General features: G+C 44.9%; 26 protein-coding genes and 2 tRNA genes. 13 read left to right on the plus strand and 15 right to left on the minus strand.

Going from position 1 to position 24,795, the window contains the following annotated elements; genetic code table 11:
• Window positions 1-12: 12 nt before the first annotated feature.
• The 4 genes from ABD07_RS11030 to ABD07_RS11045 form a co-directional block, all read right to left on the minus strand.
• Window positions 13-1,053 (minus strand): virulence factor TspB C-terminal domain-related protein, encoded by a 1,041-nt coding sequence (locus tag ABD07_RS11030; protein ID WP_160818310.1) that lies wholly within the window; start codon window positions 1,051-1,053, stop codon window positions 13-15.
• A gap of 286 nt (window positions 1,054-1,339) precedes the next feature.
• Entirely contained in the window at window positions 1,340-1,702 is a 363-nt protein-coding gene (locus ABD07_RS11035) for a major capsid protein (RefSeq protein ID WP_160818311.1), read from the minus strand.
• A gap of 73 nt (window positions 1,703-1,775) precedes the next feature.
• On the minus strand, window positions 1,776-2,783 hold the full coding sequence (locus ABD07_RS15050; protein WP_240142526.1) for a phage/plasmid replication domain-containing protein: 1,008 nt from the start codon (window positions 2,781-2,783) through the stop codon (window positions 1,776-1,778).
• Window positions 2,784-2,856: 73 nt separating this feature from the next.
• On the minus strand, window positions 2,857-3,012 hold the full coding sequence (locus tag ABD07_RS11045) for a hypothetical protein (protein WP_160818312.1): 156 nt from the start codon (window positions 3,010-3,012) through the stop codon (window positions 2,857-2,859).
• Window positions 3,013-3,533: 521 nt separating this feature from the next.
• Here ABD07_RS11045 and ABD07_RS11050 point away from each other — a divergent pair.
• The gene (locus ABD07_RS11050) at window positions 3,534-4,289 is read left to right on the plus strand and encodes an endonuclease/exonuclease/phosphatase family protein (RefSeq protein WP_108697152.1); all 756 of its coding nucleotides are present in this window, start codon (window positions 3,534-3,536) and stop codon (window positions 4,287-4,289) included.
• 50 nt (window positions 4,290-4,339) lie between these two features.
• On the opposite strand, the gene lon is transcribed toward ABD07_RS11050, so the two are convergent.
• From lon to ABD07_RS11105, 11 genes are all read right to left on the minus strand, one after another.
• Window positions 4,340-6,751: an endopeptidase La gene (gene lon / locus ABD07_RS11055; RefSeq protein WP_160818313.1), complete on the minus strand. Its 2,412-nt coding sequence runs from the start codon at window positions 6,749-6,751 to the stop codon at window positions 4,340-4,342.
• Window positions 6,752-6,925: 174 nt separating this feature from the next.
• A complete protein-coding gene (gene clpX, locus ABD07_RS11060; protein ID WP_108697150.1) occupies window positions 6,926-8,203 on the minus strand; it encodes an ATP-dependent protease ATP-binding subunit ClpX in 1,278 nt (425 codons plus the stop codon).
• 64 nt (window positions 8,204-8,267) lie between these two features.
• Window positions 8,268-8,909, minus strand: a complete 642-nt coding sequence (gene clpP / locus ABD07_RS11065; RefSeq protein WP_108697149.1) for an ATP-dependent Clp endopeptidase proteolytic subunit ClpP — start codon at window positions 8,907-8,909, stop codon at window positions 8,268-8,270.
• Window position 8,910: 1 nt separating this feature from the next.
• A complete protein-coding gene (gene tig, locus ABD07_RS11070; RefSeq protein WP_160818314.1) occupies window positions 8,911-10,215 on the minus strand; it encodes a trigger factor in 1,305 nt (434 codons plus the stop codon).
• 105 nt (window positions 10,216-10,320) lie between these two features.
• Window positions 10,321-10,405, minus strand: a tRNA-Leu gene (locus ABD07_RS11075).
• Window positions 10,406-10,478: 73 nt separating this feature from the next.
• Window positions 10,479-11,225, minus strand: coding sequence for a YciK family oxidoreductase (locus ABD07_RS11080; protein ID WP_164502834.1), 747 nt, complete (start codon window positions 11,223-11,225; stop codon window positions 10,479-10,481).
• A 165-nt stretch (window positions 11,226-11,390) separates the two neighbouring features.
• Window positions 11,391-13,040, minus strand: coding sequence for a chaperonin GroEL (groL, locus tag ABD07_RS11085; protein WP_108697147.1), 1,650 nt, complete (start codon window positions 13,038-13,040; stop codon window positions 11,391-11,393).
• A 59-nt stretch (window positions 13,041-13,099) separates the two neighbouring features.
• Entirely contained in the window at window positions 13,100-13,390 is a 291-nt protein-coding gene (groES, locus tag ABD07_RS11090) for a co-chaperone GroES (RefSeq protein WP_090319884.1), read from the minus strand.
• Window positions 13,391-13,681: 291 nt separating this feature from the next.
• Window positions 13,682-14,761: a tRNA 2-thiouridine(34) synthase MnmA gene (gene mnmA, locus ABD07_RS11095; protein WP_160818315.1), complete on the minus strand. Its 1,080-nt coding sequence runs from the start codon at window positions 14,759-14,761 to the stop codon at window positions 13,682-13,684.
• 4 nt (window positions 14,762-14,765) lie between these two features.
• On the minus strand, window positions 14,766-15,221 hold the full coding sequence (locus tag ABD07_RS11100; protein ID WP_160818331.1) for an NUDIX hydrolase: 456 nt from the start codon (window positions 15,219-15,221) through the stop codon (window positions 14,766-14,768).
• 103 nt (window positions 15,222-15,324) lie between these two features.
• Window positions 15,325-17,172, minus strand: a complete 1,848-nt coding sequence (locus tag ABD07_RS11105) for an ATP-binding protein (RefSeq protein WP_160818316.1) — start codon at window positions 17,170-17,172, stop codon at window positions 15,325-15,327.
• Between the two features lie 245 nt (window positions 17,173-17,417).
• On the opposite strand from ABD07_RS11105, the gene ABD07_RS11110 reads away from it, so the two are divergent.
• The 12 genes from ABD07_RS11110 (at window position 17,418) to ABD07_RS11165 (ending at window position 24,648) form a co-directional block, all read left to right on the plus strand.
• A tRNA-Ser gene (locus ABD07_RS11110) sits at window positions 17,418-17,507 on the plus strand.
• A gap of 261 nt (window positions 17,508-17,768) precedes the next feature.
• Window positions 17,769-19,037: a tyrosine-type recombinase/integrase gene (locus tag ABD07_RS11115; RefSeq protein WP_160818317.1), complete on the plus strand. Its 1,269-nt coding sequence runs from the start codon at window positions 17,769-17,771 to the stop codon at window positions 19,035-19,037.
• A 102-nt stretch (window positions 19,038-19,139) separates the two neighbouring features.
• Window positions 19,140-19,370 carry a hypothetical protein gene (locus tag ABD07_RS11120; protein ID WP_160818318.1) on the plus strand — a complete coding sequence of 77 codons (231 nt, stop codon included), beginning with the start codon at window positions 19,140-19,142 and terminating at the stop codon, window positions 19,368-19,370.
• A gap of 101 nt (window positions 19,371-19,471) precedes the next feature.
• A complete protein-coding gene (locus ABD07_RS11125; protein ID WP_160818319.1) occupies window positions 19,472-20,146 on the plus strand; it encodes a hypothetical protein in 675 nt (224 codons plus the stop codon).
• A 127-nt stretch (window positions 20,147-20,273) separates the two neighbouring features.
• Window positions 20,274-20,474: a helix-turn-helix transcriptional regulator gene (locus ABD07_RS11130; protein ID WP_160818320.1), complete on the plus strand. Its 201-nt coding sequence runs from the start codon at window positions 20,274-20,276 to the stop codon at window positions 20,472-20,474.
• Window positions 20,471-20,668: a helix-turn-helix domain-containing protein gene (locus ABD07_RS11135; protein WP_160818321.1), complete on the plus strand. Its 198-nt coding sequence runs from the start codon at window positions 20,471-20,473 to the stop codon at window positions 20,666-20,668. Before ABD07_RS11130 ends, ABD07_RS11135 begins: the two co-directional genes overlap by 4 nt.
• A gap of 41 nt (window positions 20,669-20,709) precedes the next feature.
• Complete coding sequence (locus ABD07_RS11140; RefSeq protein WP_160818322.1) at window positions 20,710-21,279, plus strand: hypothetical protein; 570 nt, start codon at window positions 20,710-20,712, stop codon at window positions 21,277-21,279.
• Between the two features lie 78 nt (window positions 21,280-21,357).
• Entirely contained in the window at window positions 21,358-21,828 is a 471-nt protein-coding gene (locus tag ABD07_RS11145) for a hypothetical protein (protein WP_160818323.1), read from the plus strand.
• Window positions 21,825-23,360, plus strand: a complete 1,536-nt coding sequence (locus tag ABD07_RS11150) for a YfjI family protein (protein ID WP_160818324.1) — start codon at window positions 21,825-21,827, stop codon at window positions 23,358-23,360. The genes ABD07_RS11145 and ABD07_RS11150 overlap by 4 nt, the downstream gene beginning before the upstream one ends.
• On the plus strand, window positions 23,357-23,653 hold the full coding sequence (locus tag ABD07_RS11155) for a hypothetical protein (protein WP_160818325.1): 297 nt from the start codon (window positions 23,357-23,359) through the stop codon (window positions 23,651-23,653). Before ABD07_RS11150 ends, ABD07_RS11155 begins: the two co-directional genes overlap by 4 nt.
• Before the next feature lie 77 nt (window positions 23,654-23,730).
• The gene (locus ABD07_RS11160; RefSeq protein WP_160818326.1) at window positions 23,731-23,964 is read left to right on the plus strand and encodes a hypothetical protein; all 234 of its coding nucleotides are present in this window, start codon (window positions 23,731-23,733) and stop codon (window positions 23,962-23,964) included.
• Window positions 23,965-24,078: 114 nt separating this feature from the next.
• Window positions 24,079-24,648 carry a hypothetical protein gene (locus tag ABD07_RS11165; protein ID WP_160818327.1) on the plus strand — a complete coding sequence of 190 codons (570 nt, stop codon included), beginning with the start codon at window positions 24,079-24,081 and terminating at the stop codon, window positions 24,646-24,648.
• The last annotated feature ends 147 nt before the right edge of the window (window positions 24,649-24,795 follow it).

The following is a 24,795-nucleotide window of genomic DNA, read 5'->3' on the forward strand; positions in this document are numbered from 1 at the left end:
GAACATAGTTTTCTACGTGGTAGAGCCGCCACGTACCCCCGCAATGATATAAATGCCGATTAAGGTAGAAATGAGCAGCACAAAAGGATTGATCATGACGGCCGTATCGCATACCGGCTGCGTGGGTATGTGCATGGTCATGTGCAATAAAGGCACGTCGATATTGGGCGGACATGATCCGGAACCCCAGCTTGTTGAACCGAAAGTGTTAGGTACGTTGTAAGTGGGTAGCGTGGCTTCCGGGACGGTATCGAACGAAATAGTAAAGCCGGACGGCTGTTTCGTGTCCGGCTGGTTGGTGTAGCTGGTATTGGTCGTGCTGCTTATCTGCGTGTTGTTGGTGTCGTATTTGATCGTTGTTTTGGTTTCTTTGATGATGACGCGGCCAGGGTTGTCGCTTGTTCCAGCGTCTACGGGTTCGATTTCAGTCATAGTGTCCTCACGCCCGGTTACGTTGCCGTTTGAATCCTTTGTGGGTACGGAATCAAGGCCGAGACCTTTTTTCTGACCCGGTGTGAGCGTTGGAACCGAATCAGTAGGAAGCGGCTCATCAGCTTCGATCAGGTGAGGAGTCACACGGTCGTCATTAAGCTTAGGGGCTGCGTTGTTCCAATCTGATTCAGTAGTAGGAACAGGAGTGCCAGCAGGAGCAGGAACCCATTTTGTAAGGCGATACATATCAGCATAACCGTTGACGAAACCATCGGATTTTTGAGACATCTTGAATTTATAACCGAAACCACCTTCTACCACCGCATCTTCACTACAAAGCCGATTTGGTGAATTGCAAGCGTAATAATTGGCTTTACACTGGTTTATAGTGCCCTGCATCGTTGTCGAATGGGAGCAGATCCAAAGATCAGTGTCAGGATTTGGCAAAGTCTCGACAGGAGTAGTAAACCAAGCCCCAGCTTGGTTACAAATCATTGTAAGTTCACAGACCAAAGTAGCCGCGGTCAGCGTCAAACCGACTGGACCAGCTTTTTTTGCTAGACCAACCATCGCGGAACCCAAACGAGCAGTATTAATATTTGCAGTTTTGACAATGTCCATTGCAGTTATGCCCTTGGACGTTTGCACGAGCGCGGTGGATGTTGTCGTTATGCCTTTGGGTGCGCTGGTTAAAGATACTTTTGAGGAAGTACCGTCCAGATTCGTAAATGCTTTGGAGTAGGTGCCGTCAGCGCCTTTGATCCATCCGGCCAGATCGACGGCGCCGATTTCTGAAAAGCACAGCGATGGATAGAGAAAGCACAGAAAAGCGGTTAAGCGGTAAAAATGAGCCCTAAAGCCCCCAGGAAGGCCAGCATGTAGCCTAAGTCGTATATCCAGAGTTCCATTATTGAAACGCCTTGATGATTACCCGGACAGCGAAACCTGCAACCAGAACACCGGCGAGCTGCCAGTAAAAGGCGGTTTGATCGAGCAGAGTTACGTCACAGGGAATGTCAGTTGCGGCACCCGTGATAGCTGTCGTCACATCGGCGGGTACGGCTGCAAAGCTGATGGCTGGCAGCATTAAAAAGCAGAAGGTTAAAGCTACCGCCAGGGAACCGCGCGGATTGAAGGAACGGCGCATAATGTCGCCCTTCCCTAGATATTCGCCTTCGATGGCTGGCGAAAAGAAGGATTTGATATTGCGACCGACTGCCATCACGGCGTCTACAGATTTGCGGTACAGGTTTTTGATGGTTTGAAACATAGTTAAAGCTCCTTTGATTAATTGGTGCGGGATTGCACCCCATAAGACCCAACGCGGGACTTATGGGCTGGAATCACTCCCCTACTACTTTGAGTTGTGGTTGTTCATCTTCCAGGCTGTACCAATCCGGCATAGATAGGGGTTTCAGGTCGACAATCCGGACTTTCACGGGGAATTGCTCGATATTGCGCGGTTCCATGATGTCCATGCCGTATTCACGCAGGATTTTTGCGTGTCTGAAAAGTGTTGCCCGGTGCGCCATATTTGATAAATCTTGACCAGCTAACCATGCGGCAGCATAAATGCGACTCTTTGCGGGTATAGCGTCGAGGATGTCCGGCTCATCACTGCGATCGATACGATTAAAAATTTCCGTTTCATCCCGGAAAATCTTGATCAGCTTTTCATCAGTGATGTTTTCCAGCTTGTTCAAGCCTTCATCAAATAACAGCCGTTTTTTTAGTTCGATTTCCACGCGCACTACTCCTTGCTCTTTGCACCACAAGTAAACCGGATCGTCTTCACTGCAACCGTGTTTCAACATTTCAATGTGCTTGAGCATGTGACGGGTGTTTGACCACCAGACGGACTCATCCCCTGCCCGGCCTTTTTTCATTCTTGAAACAGACCGAGTTGCAAGCCATCGGATAAGGTGACGGGCTTGAGATTCTGAACCCGTCGCAAAGTTACAGGTGATGTCCAGACGAGATACTCGCGCACCAAATGATTCTGTGACATGCGTTGAAGCCCCCATTGTTCCGGAAGTAAAAGCTGGTAAGCCTCGATCCAGACAAATTCGATTAGCTTTATCAAGGGTTTGTTGCCATCCCAGGTTGAACAGATTGTCTTGACGAGAAAACCGGCCGACGTTTCCACTGAGTGATACATGCTTACCGTCACTTTTAAGCCTGATACTTGTTTCAAATGATCCCGGAAAAGTCGCGGGGCAAACTCTTTCATGGCGAGCATTGCCGATGGCGTCATAATTGACGATGATTCCGTTGCAATAGACTGGGAGTTGTTCGTCAGTCGTATGAAGTTGAGAAATGGTGATCCAATCGATAAAGATTTCATTTGCCATGTCCTTAACCGGGTATCTAAATTTGAGTAAAAAGTCGCAAATTGCGACTGAACGGACTAGTGTTACTATCCGATTAAGCAACTTTTGCCGGTTGAGCGGCGATGTTAGAAACACCGGTCACCATGTTTTTAATCTCGCCAAAGTGCAAGACCTGCTCAATGGTCAGATCGAGGTAAACGGGATCTTTCAGATTTTTGAAGTGGTGGAATATGGCGGGGTCTAGTTCCATTGTGGCCGGTACGGTGCCATACCCTTCTTCTTGATTGTAGGTGCCTTGTGAAACATTCTGAACTTGAACTATATGATTACTTGAAAATCATAAAGCGAGTAAATTCTTGCGCAATATCGAGCAAGTAATTGATTGCTGTAAATAGGAAAAACATACTATAAATATGAAAAAGTACATTGAAGATGCAGAAAAAAAGTAGGAATACAGACTGTAATTAGCGAAGATACTAGGAGTTTCAGCTAGTTATATAAGATTAATAAAAGCTGGAAAAAGCGGATTATCGGCTGACATGTGCATAGTATTGGCCGATTTTATTGGAGCTGATCGACTGGAAGTTATCGCAGGAAGTAATTTAGTTACGGAAAAAGAAAGATTCTTGAAAGCTGTTTCCGGAAAGTAAAATGAAAAACAATTTAATCGAATTGACCAGATGTCGCACAATTGGTAAGTTTTAAATTCTCACTTCAAGTATTTCGGAAGTACAAAATCAAGTTTCGCTTTTGGTCGATACTGGTAATCGCATGACTAATGGTTCATTTAAAATTCTGACTTATAATATCCATAAAGGGTTTAGCGCTACTAACTTGCGTTTCATTCTGCATGAAATCAAGAATTCGTTACGCTACGTCAATGCCGATATAGTTTTTCTGCAAGAAATACACGGTGAACATGCAATATCGAACAATCGATTCATTGACTGGCCCAATAACCGGCAATTTGAATTTCTAGCCGATCAAGTCTGGCACCATTATGCTTATGGTAAAAATGCTATTTATAAGTCAGGTCATCACGGCAATGCGATTTTGAGTAAATATCCCTTTGTTGAATGGGAAAATATTAATGTTTCATTATTTAAATCAGCGAGCCGGAGTTTGTTACATGGGACCATTCAAATTCCCGGAACGGATGAGAGAATTCATGTCATCTGCGTACATTTAGGATTATTTGAACAAGAGAGAGAGCGTCAGCTCTCAACACTGGTAAAACGCATCAATTCACATATTCCAGCAAACGAGCCACTGATTATTGCCGGTGATTTTAATGATTGGCGCGGTCGTGCCGAGCATTTTTTACATCAGGATTTAGGAGTTAAAGAGGCATTTAAAATTACCCATGGTGCTTATGCACGAACATTCCCTGCCTGGTTGCCCATGTTATCCATGGATCGAATTTATTATCGTGATCTGGATATTGTTAGTTGTGACTACCTTCAAGGGCAACCATGGCGTCATTTATCCGATCATATTCCATTGCTTGCAGAGTTTCGATTAACTTAACCATTCAGCTTGCTGATATCAAAGAAAAAATTAGTGATTAAATATTGTACTCAATGTTTAATCACAGATTCAGTTATACTTTCCTCGGCATTTGACTGTAAGACAGGCTGCGAAATTGGCGCAGGAAATAGTTCCGGTTTATGCTCCAGCGCGATGTCAAGCACTTGATCAATCCATTTAACTGGATAAATGGTTAGCTGACTCTTTACATTAGCTGGAATTTCGGTCAAGTCTTTCACATTCTTTTCAGGAATAATAACTGATTTAATACCACCGCGATGTGCCGCCAATAATTTTTCTTTTAAACCGCCGATTGGAAGCACTTCACCTCTGAGGGTAATTTCTCCAGTCATCGCGACATCAGCTCTTACAGCAATATTTGTAAGAACTGATACCATTGCGACACATATGCCAATCCCAGCACTCGGCCCGTCCTTGGGCGTTGCTCCTTCAGGAAGGTGAATGTGAATATCATTCTTTTGGTAAAAATCTTCCGCTATTCCTAGCAGATGAGAACGGCTCCGGACCACCGAAAGCGCTGCCTGAATAGATTCTTGCATCACTTCACCAAGTTGCCCGGTTGTGATAGTTTTTCCTTTTCCTGCCAGCACCACTGCTTCAATAGTGAGTAATTCACCGCCAACCTCGGTCCAGGCCAGGCCAGTTACCTGCCCAACTTGATTTTTTTCTTCTGCTACGCCATAAGTATAACGTCTTACGCCTAAGAATCTGTCGAGATTACGAGAAGTAACGGTAATTTTATTTTTACCTTTTTTGAGCAACATTGCTTTCACGGCTTTGCGGCAAATTTTTGAAATTTCCCGCTCCATTGCACGCACGCCCGCCTCTCTCGTGTAGTAACGCGCAATATCCCGCAACGCAGATTCCGAAACAGTCAGTTCATTTTCCTCAAGTCCATGATTTTGCATCTGTTTTGTTAATAAGTAGCGTGTCGATATATTCAGCTTCTCATCTTCCGTATACCCTGATAATTGAATGACTTCCATGCGATCAAGCAGCGCGGGTGGAATATTCAATGTATTTGCAGTGGCTACAAACATCACATCGGACAAGTCGTACTCTACTTCGATATAGTGATCGACAAACGTGCTATTTTGTTCAGGATCAAGAACTTCCAGCAGAGCAGATGCTGGATCTCCACGGAAATCCATACCCATCTTATCGACTTCATCGAGCAAGAATAGTGGATTCTTGACACCAACCTTGCTCATATTGTGCAAGATCTTACCCGGCATTGATCCGATGTAGGTTTTTCTGTGGCCGCGAATTTCAGCTTCATCGCGCACACCACCTAATGACATGCGCACAAATTTCCGGTTTGTGGCATGAGCGATCGATTGCCCTAATGAAGTTTTACCAACACCCGGAGGACCAACCAAGCAAAGAATCGGTGCCTTCAGTTTACTGACACGTTGCTGAACCGCAAGATATTCAACGATCCGTTCTTTTACTTTTTCCAAACCATAATGATCTTTTTCCAGTCTTGCTTCTGCCGCTTTAAGGTCCTGATTGATCTTACTTTTCTTTTTCCAAGGCAAAGTTACCAGTGCATCAATATAATTACGCACTACCGTTGCTTCGGCAGACATTGGGGACATCAAGCGCAGTTTTTTTAATTCCGATTCGGCCTTGGCGAGCACTTCTTTCGGCATTTGAGCAGACTTGATTTTTTTCTCAATTTCATCGATGTCTGCACCATCTTCGCCCTCGCCTAATTCTTTCTGAATAGCTTTTACTTGCTCATTAAGATAGTAGTCACGCTGACTTTTTTCCATCTGGCGCTTAACTCTACCGCGAATACGTTTTTCAACTTGTAAAATATCTAATTCAGTTTCTAACAATCCTAATAAATGTTCCAGGCGTTTAGATACTTCAAAAATTTCAAGTACTTCTTGTTTTTGCTCAAGTTTTAACGGTAAGTAGGCAGCAATCGTATCAGCAAGACGGCCGGCATCATCAATGCCTCCCAACGAAGTAATGATCTCCGGCGGAATTTTTTTATTGAGTTTCACATATTGATCAAACTGAGTCAGAATAGCGCGGCGCATCGCTTCCACTTCCGGATTTTCCGTGGTATCGGATCGGATTTGCACTGCTCTGCCAGAATAATGAGTTTCAGAGTCAACTAACTCCTGAATACGAGCCCGGTGATTACCTTCCACCAGAACCTTGACGGTACCGTCAGGCAACTTCAGCATTTGCAACAAGCTGGCAATACTGCATACATCGTAAAGATCTTCAGGAGCAGGGTCATCCTTTGACGCTACTTTTTGGGCAACCAGCAGAATATTCTTATTCGACTCCATAGCCAGTTCCAGTGCTTTGATGGATTTCTGTCTACCGACAAATAATGGAATAACCATATGCGGAAAAACAACTACGTCTCGCAAAGGCAATAGCGGCAGTATCAACTGTTCAGAATCTTCAATTAAAGAAGTCATATCCACTCATTAAATAAATTCACAACTGATTAATAAAATATGTGCACAAACTAGAAATACAAGATGACTATCAAAAACACCAGCACATGTTAGCTATCTGTAAATACTTCATATAATGTCGGTATCAATATGCTTGGTTCTTTACAGATAGCATTACCAATCAAGTTTTTTCAATTACTTGGAACGCTTAGCAATTTTTGGTTGATCCGAGTAGATTAAAATTGGTTTGATATCATCATTGGTCGAGTTATAGTCAATGACTACTTTTGTCACATTTTCGAGCGACGGAAGATCATACATAATATCCAGCAATATTTCTTCAAGAATTGAGCGTAAACCACGCGCACCGGTTTTACGTGTTAAAGCCTTCTTAGCAATGGCTTTAAGTGCTGGCTCCCGGAACTCTAAATCAACGCCCCCTTCCATATTGAACATTTTCCAATATTGTTTAACGAGTGCATTCTTCGGTTCCGTTAAAATTTGAATCAATGCCGCTTCGTTGAGCTCTTCCAATGTGGCAACCACTGGTAAACGCCCAACAAACTCGGGGATCAAACCAAATTTTACTAAATCTTCAGGTTCTACTTGTTGCAGCACCTTATTCATATCTTTGCGTGTATGGCTTTTTACATCGACGCCAAAACCAATTCCACCTTTTTCGGTACGCGCCCTGATCACTTTATCGAGACCGTCAAATGCGCCACCGCAAATGAACAGAATATTGGTTGTATCGACTTGGATAAATTCTTGATTAGGATGCTTCCGTCCACCCTGAGGAGGAACCATCGCAATGGTGCCTTCGATTAATTTCAATAATGCCTGTTGCACGCCTTCACCGGAGACATCACGTGTAATGGATGGGTTATCCGATTTGCGTGAGATTTTATCGATTTCATCAATGTAAACGATACCACGTTGCGCTTTCTCGGCATCATAATTACATTTTTGCAGTAATTTCTGGATAATGTTTTCTACGTCTTCACCGACATAACCTGCTTCGGTCAAGGCCGTAGCATCAGCCATAATGAAAGGAACATCCAAGAGCCGGGCTAAGGTTTGCGCCAGCAATGTTTTACCCGAACCTGTTGGACCGACAAGCAGAATGTTGCTTTTTGATAGCTCGATATCATCGGTTTCATCCGATTTTGTTACATTTCTCAGCCGCTTATAATGATTATAAACTGCAACAGAAAGAATTTTCTTCGCGGACTCCTGCCCGATTACATATTGATCAAGTATCTGGCAGATCTCACGAGGTACCGGCAAGTTTGATTTGACTAACTTGGTTGCCTCATCACCTTGCATTTCTTCGCGAATGATGTCATTGCATAAATCGATACATTCATCGCAAATAAAGACCGAAGGGCCTGCAATCAGTTTTCTTACTTCATGCTGACTCTTGCCACAAAAAGAACAATAAAGAAGTTTCTCGCTACTAGCTTTGTCTGGCATATTTTTGTCCCACCGTAATCGAGTTTAGGTAACCGTGTTTAAACAAATTTTGCACAAGCATTCGTCAACTTGCGCTTACATCTCTTTGTGCCAATACCGCATCTACTAATCCATAACTTACAGATTCCGTAGCGCTCATAAAATTATCACGATCTGTATCTTTTTCGACATCGGAGACCGGGCGCCCGGTGTGTTTTGCCATGATCTCATTTAATCGAGCTTTAAGATATAATATCTCACGTGCATGTATCTCGATATCCGAAGCCTGCCCCTGAAAACCTCCAAGCGGTTGATGAATCATGACGCGTGAATTCGGCAAACAATAACGCTTACCTTTCGCGCCCGCCGTTAAAAGTAATGCTCCCATACTTGCTGCTTGACCGATGCATAAAGTACTGACATCCGGTTTTATATACTGCATTGTGTCATAAATGGCCAAACCGGCGGATACCATTCCTCCCGGAGAGTTAATATAAAAATGAATATCTTTTTCTGAATTTTCAGATTCAAGAAATAAAAACTGTGCAACTACCAGATTTGCACTGGTTTCGGTAACGGGGCCGACCAGGAAAACAACTCTTTCCTTTAATAAGCGCGAATAAATATCATAAGCACGCTCACCGCGTCCGCTGGTTTCTATCACCATGGGAATCAATCCCAGGTTCCTTGGTTCCAGATCATGCATATTATCAAAAATTTGCTTCATTTCAGGATATCCCCATCAGCTCGTCGAAAGTTACGGTTTTGTTGATTAATTTTATTTTTCCGAGCGCCCAATCCACTACATTTTCTTCCAGAGCTAATGATTCTGCTTCTTGTAATCGTTCTGAAGAAGCATAATGCCATTTAACAACCTGTTCCGGATTTTCATAACTTTGTGCTGCATCTTCTATAATTCTGCGAACCTGTTCCGGAGCTGCTTTCAGCGCATGCACTTTTACTAGTTCCGCCAGAATCAACCCCAGTTTTACGCGATATTCCGCTTTTTCTTTAAACAGATCCGATGACAGCGATATTTCCTTGGATTTCATTCCGCGTGCTTCCAAATCGCTTTTCGCGTTTTGCAGCAACCTTTCTTTTTCTTGATTAATCAATACATTTGGTGCATCGATCTGGGTCGTGCTCAATAACACCTGCATAATTTGTTCTTTTAGTTTTGACCTGGCTCGCTTGGAAACTTCACGTTCAAGATCTTTTTGTATACCCTCGCGCAGCTTTTGAAGATCTCCATCGGGGATACCTAACGATTTGGCAAATTCGGCATCGATAGTTGGCAATACCGGTTCTGCCAATTCATTCAATGTAACTTCAAAAGTAACGGTTTTTCCAGCAATTTCTTTACCATGATAATCTTCAGGAAAAACCACATCAAATGATTTACTGCTACCGGCTTGCATATCAATGAGCGCAGCTTCAAAATCCTTTAGAAATTTTCCATCGCCCAGAATCAAGTACACATCGTTAGATTTACCACCTGCAAAATCATTTCCATCGATGGTGCCGTGATAATCGATCTTAACCCGATCGCCCTTTTTTGCAGGACGATTGGCCGGTTGATAGGCCACGCGCTGTTTACATATCATATCAAGCGTCTTGTCGATATCCGTTTCACTAACTTTCACAGTGGGCTGCTCAATACTCTGGTTACTTAAATCACCCAATACGATCTCGGGGTACACTTCAAATATTGCGCTTACGGTATATTGCGAGTCGTTGCCATCAGCCGCTTTAGCTTCAAAGCGCGGATAGCCGGCCACTTGCAAGTTCTGCTGCTGAACAGTGTCTTTGAACTCTTTATGCACCGCATCGTTCAATACATCTTGCTGAACCTGCACTCCATACATTTGAGTAATTATTTTCAATGGGACTTTTCCAGGGCGAAAACCATGCAATTTGGCTGTTCTCGCCAGCCGCTGCAAGCGGTTATCAATTTCACTCTGTAATTTCTCCAGAGAAATTGTAATATCAAAACGACGTTCTAGTGCACCGAGGTTTTCTACATTTGATCCCATTCAAGTTCCCGACTGATTAAATATTTTTCAATATATTGCAATAACATCCGGTTATTTCTTGATATACCGGACAACCGGATAAAAAGATTGCTGCTAAAGATAATTTGGTGCGAAAGGGGGGACTCGAACCCCCACACCTCTCGGCGTCAGAACCTAAATCTGGTGCGTCTACCAATTCCGCCACTTTCGCAAGTCAATTTATTGTAACGATTATACCTTTTAATCCCGCTGATCGCAGCCAGATCATTCAATTACCGTACTAATTAGCACGGGACAGTTTGCCCGCTCACACCTTTGCTGTCCGGCCCCATCAAATACAGATAGGCTGCCATTAAATCTTCCGGGCGGCGCATCGTTTGTTTGACTTCGCCAGGATGCGTCATAATCCGTTGCGGTGAATTGACAATCCCGGGCACAATAGAATTCATGCGTAAATTGGGCAATGTTTCCCATTCATCGGCTTGTATCTTCATCAAAGCGTGAACCCCTGCGTTGGCTACGGCAAAACCACCCCAATACGCCGAAGGATTCAGTCCGTGCGAATTGGTTGTCATGATCACACTCGCATCCGGTGAAGTTTTCAATAAGGGCAAACACGCTTTTGTGAGCGCGAAGCGCGCGATCAGATTTACCTGAAGCAACGAGCGAAACTGTGCAACCGACTGATGTTCCAACGGACTTAAACCTGGCAGCAAGGCTGCATTATGCAAAATTCCATCCAGCCGGCCGAGTTGTTCCACAATCGCTTGCGCCAGTGTGGCGAAATCTTTGTCCTCGGCTTTTTCGAGATCAAGTGGATAAATAAGCGCTTGCGCTTTACCGAGTGCTTCAATCTCATCGTAAACAGTTTCCAGCTTTTTAACTTTACGCCCATGCAAAATCACGGTAGCGCCATGATTTGCATACGCCAAAGCTGCCGCACGCCCCAACCCCTGTCCTGCGCCAGTCACCAGAATAACGCGATTGAGCAATAAATCTGCAGGTGGTGAGTAGTTTTCTATTTTATCCATACCGTAGAATTTATCACGACAATACATTTTCAGATAAAAATATAACGCCTGATAAGTATCTCTATTCCTCCAATCGAAATTCCAGTTGCATAAAAAAACAGACTCCAAGAAATATTGGAGTCTGTTTCGGTATCAAAACTCTAAGTTGCGCTGGAATAGTAATTATTACATATCCATGCCACCCATACCGCCCATACCGCCCATGCCACCCATACCGCCGCCGGCTGGTGCTTCTTCCTTCGGCAATTCAGCGACCATAGCATCAGTAGTCAACATCAGGCTGGCAACCGAAGCCGCATTTTGTAACGCAGAACGGGTTACTTTGGTAGGATCCAGCACGCCCATTGCAACTAAGTCACCATATTCACTGGTTGCGGCATTGTAACCAAAATTACCTTGCCCTTCCGCAACTTTGTTGACCACAACAGAAGGTTCATCACCGCAGTTAGTGACAATCTGGCGCAATGGCTCTTCAAGAGCACGCAGTACGATTTTAATACCGGCATCTTGATCATGATTGTCGCCTTTGGTTTTCTTTACAATCGGGATCGTGCGCAACAGTGCTACGCCACCGCCCGGTATCACGCCTTCCTCAACCGCTGCACGGGTTGCATGCAGTGCATCTTCAACACGCGCTTTTTTCTCTTTCATTTCAACTTCAGTTGCAGCACCGACCTTGATCAATGCAACACCGCCCGCCAGTTTGGCGACACGTTCTTGCAATTTTTCTTTATCGTAATCGCTGGTCGCTTCTTCAATTTGCGTGCGAATTTGTTTCACGCGCGCTTCGATCGCTTTAGCATCGCCCGCGCCATCAATGATGGTGGTATTTTCTTTGCCGACTTCGATACGTTTTGCTTGTCCCAAGTCATTGAGCGTTGCTTTTTCAAGTGTCAGACCTACTTCTTCCGCAATCACGGTACCACCGGTCAAGATGGCAATATCTTCCAGCATGGCTTTACGGCGATCACCGAAGCCAGGCGCTTTAACCGCGCAAGTTTTAAGAATGCCGCGGATATTGTTGACCACCAGAGTAGCCAGCGCTTCGCCATCGACATCTTCCGCAATAATTAACAGCGGTTTGCCTGCTTTTGCGACTTGTTCCAATACCGGTAATAAATCGCGGATGTTGGAGATTTTTTTGTCGTGCAGTAAAACAAATGGATTATCAAGCAGTGCAATTTGTTTTTCCGCGCTGCTGACAAAATAAGGCGATAGATAACCGCGGTCAAATTGCATACCTTCCACGACTTCCAGCTCATTTTGCAATCCGGAACCGTCTTCTACCGTGATCACGCCTTCTTTACCGACTTTTTCCATTGCATCGGCAATGATTTTGCCGATTTCGGTATCGGAGTTCGCGGAAATACTGCCCACTTGCGCGATTTCTTTCGCTGTCGCACAGGGTTTCGACAGTTTTTTCAATTCGCCGACAGCTGCGGTCACAGCTTTATCAATGCCTCGTTTGAGGTCCATTGGATTCATACCGGCTGCTACATACTTCATGCCTTCTTTGACAATCGCTTGCGCTAACACGGTTGCCGTGGTGGTTCCATCGCCTGCTACATCCGACGTTTTGCTGGCCACTTCCTTCAGCATCTGTGCGCCCATATTTTCGAATTTGTCTTTTAATTCGATTTCTTTCGCCACTGACACACCGTCCTTGGTAATCGTTGGCGCGCCATAAGAGCGATCCAACACCACATTACGGCCTTTCGGACCCAATGTCACTTTAACCGCATCAGCTAAAATATTAACACCGGCTACCATTCTATGACGTGCTGAATCACCAAACTTCACTTCTTTTGCTGACATAACTTTTCTCCTAATCTCTCAACAACATATTGTCTTTAGCGAATATTGAACCGGTGCAATTAGCCTTCAATTACACCCATGATATCTTCTTCCCGCATGACCAAAAGTTCTTCACCTTGAACTTTGACAGACTGTCCGGCATATTTTCCAAACAATACTTTGTCACCCACTTTAACTTCCAATGGACGCACTTTTCCATCATCGCCGACCTTTCCTTTTCCTATTGCTAGAATCTCACCTTGATCAGGTTTTTCTGCGGCGCTGTCTGGGATAACAATACCTGAAGCGGTTTTGCGTTCATCTTCCAATCGCTTGACAATCACACGATCATGCAAAGGGCGAATTTTCATACTGTTTTCTCCTGTTAAAATTAAAAAGCCAAAATTTATGAAATACTCAGTATTTCATGTATAAATCTCTAATAAGTCAGAATGCTGATACGCGAGTGAGATGGCATTAGCACTCATTAACTATGAGTGCTAATAATAGGGGCTTTGACTCGGAATTTCAAGATCAAGTTACAAGAATATTTTCTAATACATTGTAATAAATAGAATAAAAATAGATTCTGTATGAAAAATTCTATTTTTGTTTTCTACTTTTGCGAACGCTAATTAAAGGCATGGCGGTTTTTCCGGCATTTATTCCGCGATGACTCCACCACCAAGACATACCCTACTTTCATAAATCACGACCGACTGTCCCGGTGTGATGGCCCATTGCTGTTGCGCGAAATCGATCTGGCAATAATTTTGCGACAATTCTGTGATGGCACATGGAGCATCAACTTGGCGGTAGCGTGTTTTGGCGGCATAGACCCAATTGCAGTGCGGCTGCTTGCCGCTAATCCAGGTCAAATCGGTAGCTTTCAGCGATGGGTGGAGCAGATCCGGATGATCATGCCCTTGCACTGCAATCAACACATTCCGGGCCATATCCTTGGCGGATACGAACCATGGCTCATCGTTGCCATCGCGTGTGCCGCCGATGCCGAGCCCCTGCCGCTGTCCGATGGTGTAATACATCAATCCTACATGCTGACCGATCACTTTGCCTTCAGGTGTTTGAATTTCGCCCGGTTCGTGCGGCAGGTAGCGATTGAGAAACTCCCGGAAAGGGCGTTCGCCGATGAAGCAAATACCGGTGCTGTCTTTTTTGGAAGAATTGGGCAAGTTCAATTCCCGGGCGATCTTCCGCACCTCGCGCTTATACAGATGTCCGATCGGAAATAAGGTATTGGCGAGTTGTGTTTGATTGAGGCGATACAAAAAATAACTTTGATCTTTAGTACCGTCTTCGCCTTTTAGTAATTGAAATATGCCGTTAACCTCACGCACCTGCGCATAGTGGCCGGTTGCAATATAATCCGCCCCCAGTTTATACGCATGATCGAGAAAAGCCTTGAATTTGATTTCGGCGTTACACAACACATCGGGATTAGGCGTCCGCCCCGCTTGATACTCGGCCAGAAAATGGGAAAAAACCCGGTCTTTGTATTCAGCGGAAAAATTGACCACTTCAATCGGAATATCGATGACATCCGCAACCGATACCGCATCGAGAAAATCCTGGCGGGAAGAGCAGTATTCATCGGTATCGTCGTCTTCCCAGTTTTTCATGAACAGACCGACAACATCGTAGCCCTGCTGTTTCAGCAAGTAAGCCGCCACAGACGAATCAACACCGCCGGACATGCCAATGACAACACGGTATTTTTTCATCGCATCACGACTCATAGTGTATCAGCAGCTCCAGCGGATAGCGTTTGCCCGCCAGATGGTCACAAATACATTGCATCACCAGCGGACTGCGGTGCTGCTGAATCATCCGATTCACTTCATCCAAACTATACCAAGAAGCCCGCAAAATGCCCGTGTCCAGTACACGCTCCGGATCGTGATGCGTCACATGCCCGCCGAACGCGAAACGGATATACGTGGTATCGACGCGATGCGAGTGCCAATGATAAATACCCACCAGATATTCGGGAACAAAGGTATACGCGGTCTCCTCCAGCGTTTCCCGGATAGCGCCCTGAATAATGGACTCTCCCGGATCTAAATGCCCTGCCGGTTGATTTAAAAATAAACCGGCGCCGGCTTCGGGTTCTTCCTCAACAAGCAGATATTTACCATCGTGTTCAACAACGGCCGCAACCGTCACATTGGGTTTCCAGATCATCATTTCGGGTATGTAGAATTAGTATGTGCGATATCGCGCGATCAATATGCTGTGAGTGTAAATACTGCGTATTATCGCATTGCCACTTTGAAATCTGGTGAAATCAGATAGAATTTTTACGATCCTGCTGCTGAGATAACTGAATTGAGGAAAATTGCTGCAATATCTTGTCCAGTTGCGCAACGTCAAAAGGTTTGCTGAGATGCCCATCCATCCCGGCGGCAAAACATTCTTGTTTGATGTGATCCAACGCGTGGGCTGTCAAGGCTACAATGGGTACAGGCGTTAAATTTTTTCGCTGTTCAAGTGCACGTATTTGCCGCGTCGCTTCAAATCCGTCCATGACGGGCATATTACAGTCCATCAAAATCAAATCGAAGCGCCGGGAAGAAAATGCGTCAATCGCTTCGACACCATTATTGACCAGCGTTACTTCACAGTTTAAACGCTCCAGCATCGCTTTACTGACTAACTGGTTAACATCGTTATCTTCGACCACTAAAATACGGGGCCGGTCTTCAGTCGCAGTTTGGGATCGCGTTTGCGGCAATTCATTGGGTTTCGCTAGCGCGGCGTCGGCAATTTCATAGCGTAACGGCAGGCGTGCGCAGAACCTGGATCCCGCGCCGATTTCACTGGATACTGTGATGGAACCTCCCATCAACGATAACAAATTGCGGGTGATGACGAGACCGAGTCCGGTGCCGCGAATATGCTGCGTAGCTTCACCGACTTGCGAAAATTCCTGAAACAACCGTGCCTGATTCTCGGTGGAAATGCCAATGCCGGTATCCGTCACCGTCAGCTCCAACACAATACCGCTGCGATCCGCAATCTCTGTGCAACTGATTAATAATTTAACCTCGCCTTGCTGAGTAAACTTGAATGCATTGCCAAGCAAATTAAATAAAATTTGCTTGATCCGATCCGGATCGCCAATCAAGTTACGGGAAGGATGACAATCGAAACTGACTATGAAATTTAACGATGTTTCTTTTGCTTTGGTGCGAAATAATGCATGAACTTCATCGATCAACCCCGGCAAATCAAACGAACGGTTAACGATACTCAGTTTGTGCGCCTCTATTTTGGCGAAATCCAGAATATCATCGATAATCCGCAACAGAGTCCGCCCGGAATTACGGATGACATTCAGATGGTTGATTTGCTCCGGGTTTAGCGGAGTCGTTGCAAGTATCTCCGTCATCCCCAGCACACCGTTCATCGGTGTGCGGATTTCGTGACTCATTGCCGCCAGAAAAGCCGATTTTGCTCTGTTGGCATTCTCCGCTTGCAGCCGGGCTTGCTCCAAATCCACCGCTTGCTTCTCCAATTGCACCGCCTGCTGCCGTGCAATCCAATAATTTTCATGCTGCAACTTACCGTTGTGCACGGAAAAAACAAAGTAAGCAAGTCCAATGATCAACATCACCCAGCCGCTATCATCGGGAATAAATAACACGAGACTGATCAGGCTGGGTGCATAAACCAGCAGAGCAAAGACGAGCATAAGGCGGATGCGAGGTGAAGTCGCTGCGATACCGCCGGCAATAAAACCCACGGTGGAAATAACCGCCAGGATTACCCCGTTATCAATGGCATGGATCGATAGAAAAATCCAGCTCAGAAAAACACCCCATGTGAATGAGGTTGCAATATAAACCGCTGAGATTGAACGCTCAATCCGGGATTTATTATTTAAATGCGAACCGGTTACTTGTTTATAAATGACTAAGCGCAGTATTGCTAAAACCAGGAAAATGATTGCGAAGACAACGTTATACGGCTGCGCGCTCAGTACGGACGATGTCAATATAATGGCACTGCAACAGAGCACATAAAACATTCCACCCCACCGCATGCGCCCCGCCATATCCCGATTGGTGCTGATACGTACCCGTTCAAGATTCGCCACCTCCGGATCCGACCAGAAACTTTTGCTTTGCTTCAAAATACGTTAATTCCTACGTCCAAATGACATCGACTCCACGAATTGCTGCTGATAAAGAATTTGGAAATCAGAAAATTCAATATCAATTCATAAAATTAAAATGAAGCAGTAAGATAAATCTGAAAATGACCATCATAAAGAATAAATTAATTTAGTTCCATCGGGAGCTTGCTTTATTCGCAATTTAGCGCATAGAAACTAGCCAAAAAGCACACTAATCGGTATGATGCGACCTGCAAGTCAATGGAGGTGTGGCCGAGCGGTTTAAGGCAGCAGTCTTGAAAACTGCCGTAGGGGTGACTCTACCGTGAGTTCGAATCTCACCGCCTCCGCCAGGAACCTGTTTTACACCGTCCAAATACATACACGAAACCCGCATGAATCCTAGAGTTTAGCGGGTTTTTTGTTTTGTGCTGTACATTCCCATCTATTGCAATCCACTACATTTTGTTGGTATATTAAGGGCAAAAATACCAACACACAGGAAAATGTACCAACAATACTGATTTTTCTTATAAGAATCAGGCATGTTTTGTCGGTATTACCTTAGTGAATATATCAACATTCAATAAAATATACCAACACATCGCGATACCATGAAACTTACCGATACAGCGATAAGGAAAGCAAAGCCGCAAGCCGCGCCGTATAGGATGGCGGACGGCGGCGGCATGTATATTGAGGTAAACCCTAACGGCTCTAAATACTGGCGGATGGCCTACCGCTTTTCTGGCAGGCAAAAAACTCTAGCACTTGGTATCTATCCCGATGTAACCTTGGCCGAAGCACGTGAGCGACGCACTGAGGCAAGAAAGTTGCTTGCTAATGGTGCCGATCCAGGCGCAGTAAAGCAAACTCAAAAGAAGCAATCCAAGATTGCAGCGGCCAATTCGTTTGAATTGATAGCGCGTGAATTTCATAAACTAAAAACGCCCACATGGTCAACCAGTCACGCGACAGACTGGATAAAAACGCTTGAGCGTGAAATCTTTCCAAAATTTGGCGATTCACCTATAGCAGAAATTGATGCACCTGAAGTACTAGACGCTATACGGGCAATCGAAGGACGTGGAGCCCATGAAGTAGCTGCAAGAGTATTGCAAAGAGTGCGTGCGGTATGTGCTTATGCAATCGCAACCGGACGGGCACGGCATAACCCGGCTTCAGAAATCAAGGGCGCACTTGCACCGCAACCCAAAGTAAAACACTTCGCGGCATTGACGGAAAAAGAACTGCCGGAATTCTTGCGCGCAGTAGCAGCATATCCATGCTATCCGTTAACCAAAGCAGCCACACGTCTATTAATGCTGACATTTGTTCGCACTGGCGAGGTAAGAGGCGCTAAATGGTGTGAGTTTGATCTTAACGATAAGATATGGACAATACCAGCGGAACGCATGAAAGCGCGTGAACCGCATGTTGTGCCGCTATCACGTCAAGCGATAGAAACACTAATGGAATTGCACCAGCTTACCGGGCATGATGAGCATTTATTCCCCAGTCGCACTGGCAACGGCAGAACAATTAGCGAGAACACAGTATTAAAGGTTATTGAACGCCTTGGCTATAAAGGACGCATGACCGGGCACGGTTTCCGCACCATCGCTTCTACATACCTTAACAGCGTAGGCATGATCCGGCCTGACATAATCGAGGCGCAGCTAGCCCATACAGACGGCAACGCAACACGGGCGGCATACAATCGAGCTGATTATATGGAGTATCGCACCGCCATGATGCAATTTTGGGCAGATACATTGGATGCTATGCAGGCAGTTGAGAAATTGCCTAAATGGATTGATTACGAACTACATAGCTTAGATTACCGGGCGGCGCAGGTGATACCGATGCGCGCCAAGTTATAGAGCAACACCGCGCCTGACGGATTCAGGCAATAAGCGGGGTTCCAGGTGTTTCCGCACCTGATAACCCCTAACCACAACGCAAACTAAATAGGAGTTTGAATCATGGCTGATAAAGATTCTACCAGCAACACAGAAAAAACAATTGCAATAGACTGCGATTCGTTCAACAAAGCGACTTTGATGTTATCAAGGGCACACGGAATTCTTGATGCGCTTTTTACATTGACCGCGCATGGTACACACGAAGAGCTCATGGAGCATTCTTTAACCAGCAACATTGATGCGGCAATGGTATCGATTAAAGAAGCCCAGGAATTGTTAATCAGAGAATAAAGCAAGACTCAAGCAATAGCCACCCCTAGCCCGACGGGGCGAAAAGCGGAGACCTTCACCGCCGGGGTGGACTTCATGAAGGGCATTTGAAGGGGTGTGCAGTGAATGAAGTTTTATTAAACCGTCTTAAAAGACAAGTTACTTCCGATCTTGTAGATTTTTTACCAAAAGGATGCTTTAAGCTTGAACAAAATTTAAGCGTCAACAAAAAAGAACTTTCTTGGGGTGAGAAATGGGAGATTATGGCCGCTCATTTTGGAAATAAACTTCTTTATGAATCGGATAGCAACATCAAAAACCTAAAACCAAGGCAGTATGCAGCAGCAGAAGTTTTATATGCCATCGGAAATTTAACTGATCCCGAAATCGCTGAGGCGGAATCAAAAAAGAACCTTCATGTAGCAATTCAAGAATATCTCGAATATTTGGAAGAGCAAGAAACGAAGCCTTTCAAATCATTATTGCAGGCCGGTGTCGAGCCACAAAAAGAATTAAAGCCAATAAGTTCAAAGCATGAGCCGCATACGGCTGTAGGTAAGCTAACTGTTGAAGCTGCGGTGGAAATTGAGCGCTCAACCGGAAGATGCGCAACAAAAAAAGCCGTGATGGAAAAACTTCAAGAATGGGCTGATGGCGGCTGTCACCCTGATGTATTACTGAGATCCAATAAAACTTGTAAGAGTGTTACTTGGCTGACGGGGAAGAGCGATAAAAAAGAATTCACTATTGAAGCATGTGCAAAAACACTTGAAAAATGGAATCGAGAGCGACTTTAAGCAGAATCTAAGGACAGTAAGCAGACACTAAGCCCGCTAAGTACAGCGGGCTTTTTTTGTGTCCGAAAATGCGCGTAATCCAAGGCAGTTTATTTGGATTCACTCAAACTTTATAGGACACAATGAAATGATTCATGACATCAACCCAGCCGGATTTAGCCGGGAAAAAGTAATTTTGCAACTAATTCCCTTGTCGCACTCGACCCTTTGGAACCATGTGAAAAATGGAAAATTCCCAAAGCCTGTAAAACTTTCTGAAAACGTCACCGCATGGCGAAATCAGGACGTGATCGCATGGATTACCGAAAAATCAGGGGGCGCAGAATGAGCAAACTTGCGCTAATTGCCGTCCAAAACGCACACACAGATTTAGACGTGGCAGAGAAATCACTTGCCGTCTGGCGCTGCACGGGTCGCTATTCAATCCCATTTTATAAAGTAGGTCGCCATGTGAAGTATCGCAAGAGCGACCTTGAGGCATGGTTAGAGAGCCGCTGCCGCAGCAATGGCGCAACCGCTTAATAAACCCAAATTTATAACTGATTAATTATTGGAGTCAAAAAATGACTATTGAACTGACCACTGCACTGAAAAACCTTTTTGATCCACGACAACAAGGCGAATCACTTTCCCAGAAAAACACAGCGGCAACTGCTGACGTTAACTTGCTGCGTAAACAACGCGACGAAGCCGGTATAAATCTTGTCACTCTCGAAAAAAAGCACATTCTTGACCAAGCTACCGACAAGGAATTAGCGGGAGCACAAAAACTTTTCGATGAACTGGAAGCTAGATTATCAGCATCAATCAGGCGCCTTGAATTGATTCATGAAGCAATTTCCGAAAATGATTTGAAAATTTCAGCAGCCGCCCAAAACCTAAAAATTGCTCGCCGTGATTTTTGTGTCCAAATAAGCAACGAAAAGCTCCAAAAAATCAAGGAAAGCAAGCAGTTTCGAGATTTGCTTTTGGAAGCGATGGCCGCATTCGCTGCGAATGGTTCATATCATTGGACGCTCAACGTACACCGATTTGTTGAACAAAATTTGACGCGAATTCTGCCGGAAATCAGTGAAGACCAAGCGCGAGAAGCTGTCGAGAAGTTCAAGAAAGAAAACAGCCTGGAAGACTGAACCTAAAAGCGGGAACCGCGGCATCCATGCAAAAAACACAGCGGTTCCCAACAAGCAAACTTCTTTGGAGTAACTCAAATGTATACCCAAAATTTTAGCACAAAATCAAATAACTGCAACGACAATTTAATCGAAATTACAAGCAGACTGAAAGGCGGTATCAGGCGGCATAACGGCGGCATTTTAGCGTTCTGTCCGAGCCACGATGATCGGAAAGGTAGGAGTCTTGCTGTCAGCCTTGGCCGTCAAGATCAAGTATTAATGCACTGCTTTGCTGGCTGTTCTATTCATGAGATCACGCAAGCAATAGGATTGAATCCCGCCGATCTTTTCCCACCAAGCGATAATCCGCGCTATGAGAAAACTGCACGCAGCGGGTTTTCAGCGTGGCAGCTATTGCGGGCAATACACGCAGATTTGACCCGCTTATTAATCATCAGCAGCGATCTGAAAAAGATTGATGCTTTATCCGCTGACGACAGTCAATTTATATCCGAAGTAGTTTTGCGACTTAACGACAGCCTTTCATACTTGGAGGGCACAAGATGAGTTTACGCGAAAATGCTGAGCGGGTGTTAGAGTCAATCGAGCCCGCCATAAATCCAAGAAAACCGACACCCGAGCCATTACCGGAATTGCCCGAGGTAGTTCAGTTTGATTATGAATATCTTCCCGCCGTCATTCGTGATTACGTCAGGGATATTTCCGAACGGATGCAATGCCCGCCTGACTTTTCAGCAGTTAACACGTATGCGATGTTGTCTGCACCGATCGGCTGCAAGATTGGGATAAGACCGAAGCGCCGCGATAACTGGATAATTGTACCTAACCTTTGGGGGGCAACGATTGGCGGTAGCGGTGTGATGAAGTCGCCGAATAGAGGTGAGGTTTTAAAGCCACTCAAGCAACTGCAACACGATTTAGCGAGAGAAATAGATGAAGCTAATCGTGACGCAATCAATGGCCAGACTATCGCAGAAATGAGAGCCAGCGCGATCATGGCCAAAGCAAAAAAGGAGCTCAAGAAAAATCCCGATGCGGATATTAATGAGTTATTGAGAGCGGCAGCGACGGATGACGCGCCAGCAACTCAAAAAGCACCGCGCTTCATTACCAACGATGCAACCGCCGAAGCACTTGGTCAGCTCATGATTGAGAATCCGAACGGTATTCTATTTGAAGCCGATGAATTGATTGGATTACTCAAGAATCTGGATAAACAAGGACAGGAAGGCGCGCGAGCCTTTTATCTGACGGCAGCAGACGGCAATCAATCCTATACAATTGACCGGATTATGCGGGGCACTAACCTGCATATTGAATCCGCGTGTTTATCGATCATTGGCGGCATACAGCCGGGCGTTCTGAGCGAATATGTAAGGGAAGCATTATCAGGCGGCGCGGGTGCTGATGGCTTGCTTCAGCGGTTTGGTTTGATGGTTTACCCGGATATATCGCCAGTCTATCAATACATTGACCGATTCCCTGACAAATCAGCAAGACAAGCGGTTAATGATCTGGTGCGGAAATTGCACGGCCTGGATATTGAAGCCATGGCGACCATCGGCGAATTCTGCAAAACACCGTACCTTCAATTTGATGATGCCGCGCAGGAAATCTTTATCGAATGGCTTTGCAAACTTGAGACACGGTTACGATCCGGTGAAGATCATCCGGCCATAGTGTCGCATCTATCGAAATACCGGAAGTTAATCCCATCATTAGCGCTAATCAATCATTTGTGTGATAGCAATGAGCCGAAAGTCTCTGAAGCATCGTTGCTGCGTGCATTGGCATATAGCGAGTATTTAGAGAGCCATGCGCGGCGGGTATACAGTCATGGCACACAGCCCGGCATAGATGCGGCCAAGACAGTATTGGCAAAGTTGAAAGCGGAGAAATTAAGCAACCCATTCTCATTACGCGATGTTTATAAAAATCACTGGGCTGGCATTGATACGCCAAAGAAAGCGCAATCTGCAATAGATGTGTTGCTTGATTACAGTCACCTAACAAAAGAAGAAATTTTTACTGATGGCAGACCAACAACCTCATATCACTGGGTAAAGGTGAAATTATGAGTGGTTATCTTGCTAGATTAAAGAAAACTGAAAGCAAAGAAAATCTCAGCAATACCCCGATAACCGAAGTACCAAAAGTGTCAGAAGTACCTTTTGATACTTTTGATACTCCCATTCAGGCAGGAAAACAGAAAAATATTTTATTAATTCAATCATGGCTTTTCAAGATTGGCGAACCTGAAGAGGATCATGGCATCGTACTGAACAAATGCCGGAATGATCCTGATGCGATGGAATACTTCTTAAATCATGCGCGCGGTGAATATATTAGGACTGAAGTAAAAATCCTGTGAAGGGATTGTAATTGGCTTCTTAGCAATCCAAAATTGAAATTCGTCAATGAATCAAAATAAATACTGGAGATGAAATTATGAGTAATGATCACGAAACAAAAGAATGGCCTGAAAAATTAATTCTCTCTTCAAGAGATAGATATACCAAGAAACATGGTGGCGTGATATGGAAAATATCGACAGTTGATTTTATTGAAGATCACATATGCCTAGTATCACTTAATAATGAAGCGCACAAAGAAACCGAAGTATGGTCAGGAACAGGTCATGAATTCTCAGAAAAGTTTACCAAGATCGAATGGCATGAATGATAAGGTACTTCCTGACAAGTAGGCCATGCGGGTAATGAAATCCTCGTAAAAATTCTAGCCCAGCAATTTTTTAAATGCGTTCACAATTCATAACGAACAATAAGAAATACAAATATGACAATTACTGAATTAGCCAAACGGATCGGCGTTTCTCGAGAACTGCTTCACAGGCACATACGACGCGGTTGTCCGGTCGATAGCCTTGAATCTGCACTACTCTGGCGATCAAAAAATCTTGACCTAACGCAGACCAAAGAAGGCCGGATAACGGGCAATACCGGCGGCAAAAAAAGTAAATCGGGTTCACAGGTTAACGATGCCGAAGTTATCAGCAGTGACATGGCCGAACTGGTTCACGCGGTTAACGAATCGCAGCTTGATCTTGAAACAAAAAATGCTGACGAGCTGTTCAAAAACTCGCGCGCGCTCAAAGAAAAGGCCGCCGCATTACAGGCAGCGGCAGGACATGAGAAGTTTATCGGTTCATTGGTTGAACGATCGGTAGTTGAGAAAATCATTTTCGAGCGAGCGCGGCAGTTTAGGGATGGCGTTGTTGTTTGCTCGCGCCGGATTGCTCCGGACGTGATCGGCAAGGAATCGATAACGGAGATTGAGGCGATTATTCAAAAGGAACTGCGCGTGATGCTAGAACAGTTCGCACGGTTGCCGGTAATCGAGAATTGATTTTTAACGTTAACGGGAGGGCGCATCTTCAACACCATTTGAACCGCAACAAGACTACAAAACAACTGATTAAAACTGATTAAGAGGGCTTAAAAATGAAAAACGAATTACCTAAAGGCTTTGTCTTGCAAGTACGCGAAAGCTGCT

Source organism: Nitrosomonas oligotropha (assembly GCF_009833085.1).
In the GTDB taxonomy this organism is placed as follows: Bacteria; Pseudomonadota; Gammaproteobacteria; order Burkholderiales; family Nitrosomonadaceae; genus Nitrosomonas; species Nitrosomonas oligotropha.

What these genes read in the sequence shown, in the direction of transcription:
- ABD07_RS11130 (WP_160818320.1), top strand. Translation starts at nt 20,274, where the DNA reads ATGATTCATGACATCAACCCAGCCGGATTTAGCCGGGAAAAAGTAATT.
- ABD07_RS11145 (WP_160818323.1), top strand. Translation starts at nt 21,358, where the DNA reads ATGTATACCCAAAATTTTAGCACAAAATCAAATAACTGCAACGACAAT.
- ABD07_RS11120 (WP_160818318.1), top strand. Translation starts at nt 19,140, where the DNA reads ATGGCTGATAAAGATTCTACCAGCAACACAGAAAAAACAATTGCAATA.
- clpX (WP_108697150.1), bottom strand. Translation starts at nt 8,203, where the DNA reads ATGCCAGACAAAGCTAGTAGCGAGAAACTTCTTTATTGTTCTTTTTGT.
- ABD07_RS11160 (WP_160818326.1), top strand. Translation starts at nt 23,731, where the DNA reads ATGAGTAATGATCACGAAACAAAAGAATGGCCTGAAAAATTAATTCTC.
- ABD07_RS11030 (WP_160818310.1), bottom strand. Translation starts at nt 1,053, where the DNA reads ATGGACATTGTCAAAACTGCAAATATTAATACTGCTCGTTTGGGTTCC.
- ABD07_RS11100 (WP_160818331.1), bottom strand. Translation starts at nt 15,221, where the DNA reads ATGATCTGGAAACCCAATGTGACGGTTGCGGCCGTTGTTGAACACGAT.
- ABD07_RS11140 (WP_160818322.1), top strand. Translation starts at nt 20,710, where the DNA reads ATGACTATTGAACTGACCACTGCACTGAAAAACCTTTTTGATCCACGA.
- lon (WP_160818313.1), bottom strand. Translation starts at nt 6,751, where the DNA reads ATGACTTCTTTAATTGAAGATTCTGAACAGTTGATACTGCCGCTATTG.
- ABD07_RS11115 (WP_160818317.1), top strand. Translation starts at nt 17,769, where the DNA reads ATGAAACTTACCGATACAGCGATAAGGAAAGCAAAGCCGCAAGCCGCG.
- ABD07_RS11150 (WP_160818324.1), top strand. Translation starts at nt 21,825, where the DNA reads ATGAGTTTACGCGAAAATGCTGAGCGGGTGTTAGAGTCAATCGAGCCC.
- mnmA (WP_160818315.1), bottom strand. Translation starts at nt 14,761, where the DNA reads ATGAAAAAATACCGTGTTGTCATTGGCATGTCCGGCGGTGTTGATTCG.
- ABD07_RS11045 (WP_160818312.1), bottom strand. Translation starts at nt 3,012, where the DNA reads ATGGAACTAGACCCCGCCATATTCCACCACTTCAAAAATCTGAAAGAT.
- ABD07_RS11165 (WP_160818327.1), top strand. Translation starts at nt 24,079, where the DNA reads ATGACAATTACTGAATTAGCCAAACGGATCGGCGTTTCTCGAGAACTG.
- ABD07_RS11155 (WP_160818325.1), top strand. Translation starts at nt 23,357, where the DNA reads ATGAGTGGTTATCTTGCTAGATTAAAGAAAACTGAAAGCAAAGAAAAT.
- ABD07_RS11050 (WP_108697152.1), top strand. Translation starts at nt 3,534, where the DNA reads ATGACTAATGGTTCATTTAAAATTCTGACTTATAATATCCATAAAGGG.
- clpP (WP_108697149.1), bottom strand. Translation starts at nt 8,909, where the DNA reads ATGAAGCAAATTTTTGATAATATGCATGATCTGGAACCAAGGAACCTG.
- groES (WP_090319884.1), bottom strand. Translation starts at nt 13,390, where the DNA reads ATGAAAATTCGCCCTTTGCATGATCGTGTGATTGTCAAGCGATTGGAA.
- ABD07_RS11035 (WP_160818311.1), bottom strand. Translation starts at nt 1,702, where the DNA reads ATGTTTCAAACCATCAAAAACCTGTACCGCAAATCTGTAGACGCCGTG.
- ABD07_RS11135 (WP_160818321.1), top strand. Translation starts at nt 20,471, where the DNA reads ATGAGCAAACTTGCGCTAATTGCCGTCCAAAACGCACACACAGATTTA.
- ABD07_RS11080 (WP_164502834.1), bottom strand. Translation starts at nt 11,225, where the DNA reads ATGGATAAAATAGAAAACTACTCACCACCTGCAGATTTATTGCTCAAT.
- tig (WP_160818314.1), bottom strand. Translation starts at nt 10,215, where the DNA reads ATGGGATCAAATGTAGAAAACCTCGGTGCACTAGAACGTCGTTTTGAT.
- ABD07_RS15050 (WP_240142526.1), bottom strand. Translation starts at nt 2,783, where the DNA reads ATGGCAAATGAAATCTTTATCGATTGGATCACCATTTCTCAACTTCAT.
- groL (WP_108697147.1), bottom strand. Translation starts at nt 13,040, where the DNA reads ATGTCAGCAAAAGAAGTGAAGTTTGGTGATTCAGCACGTCATAGAATG.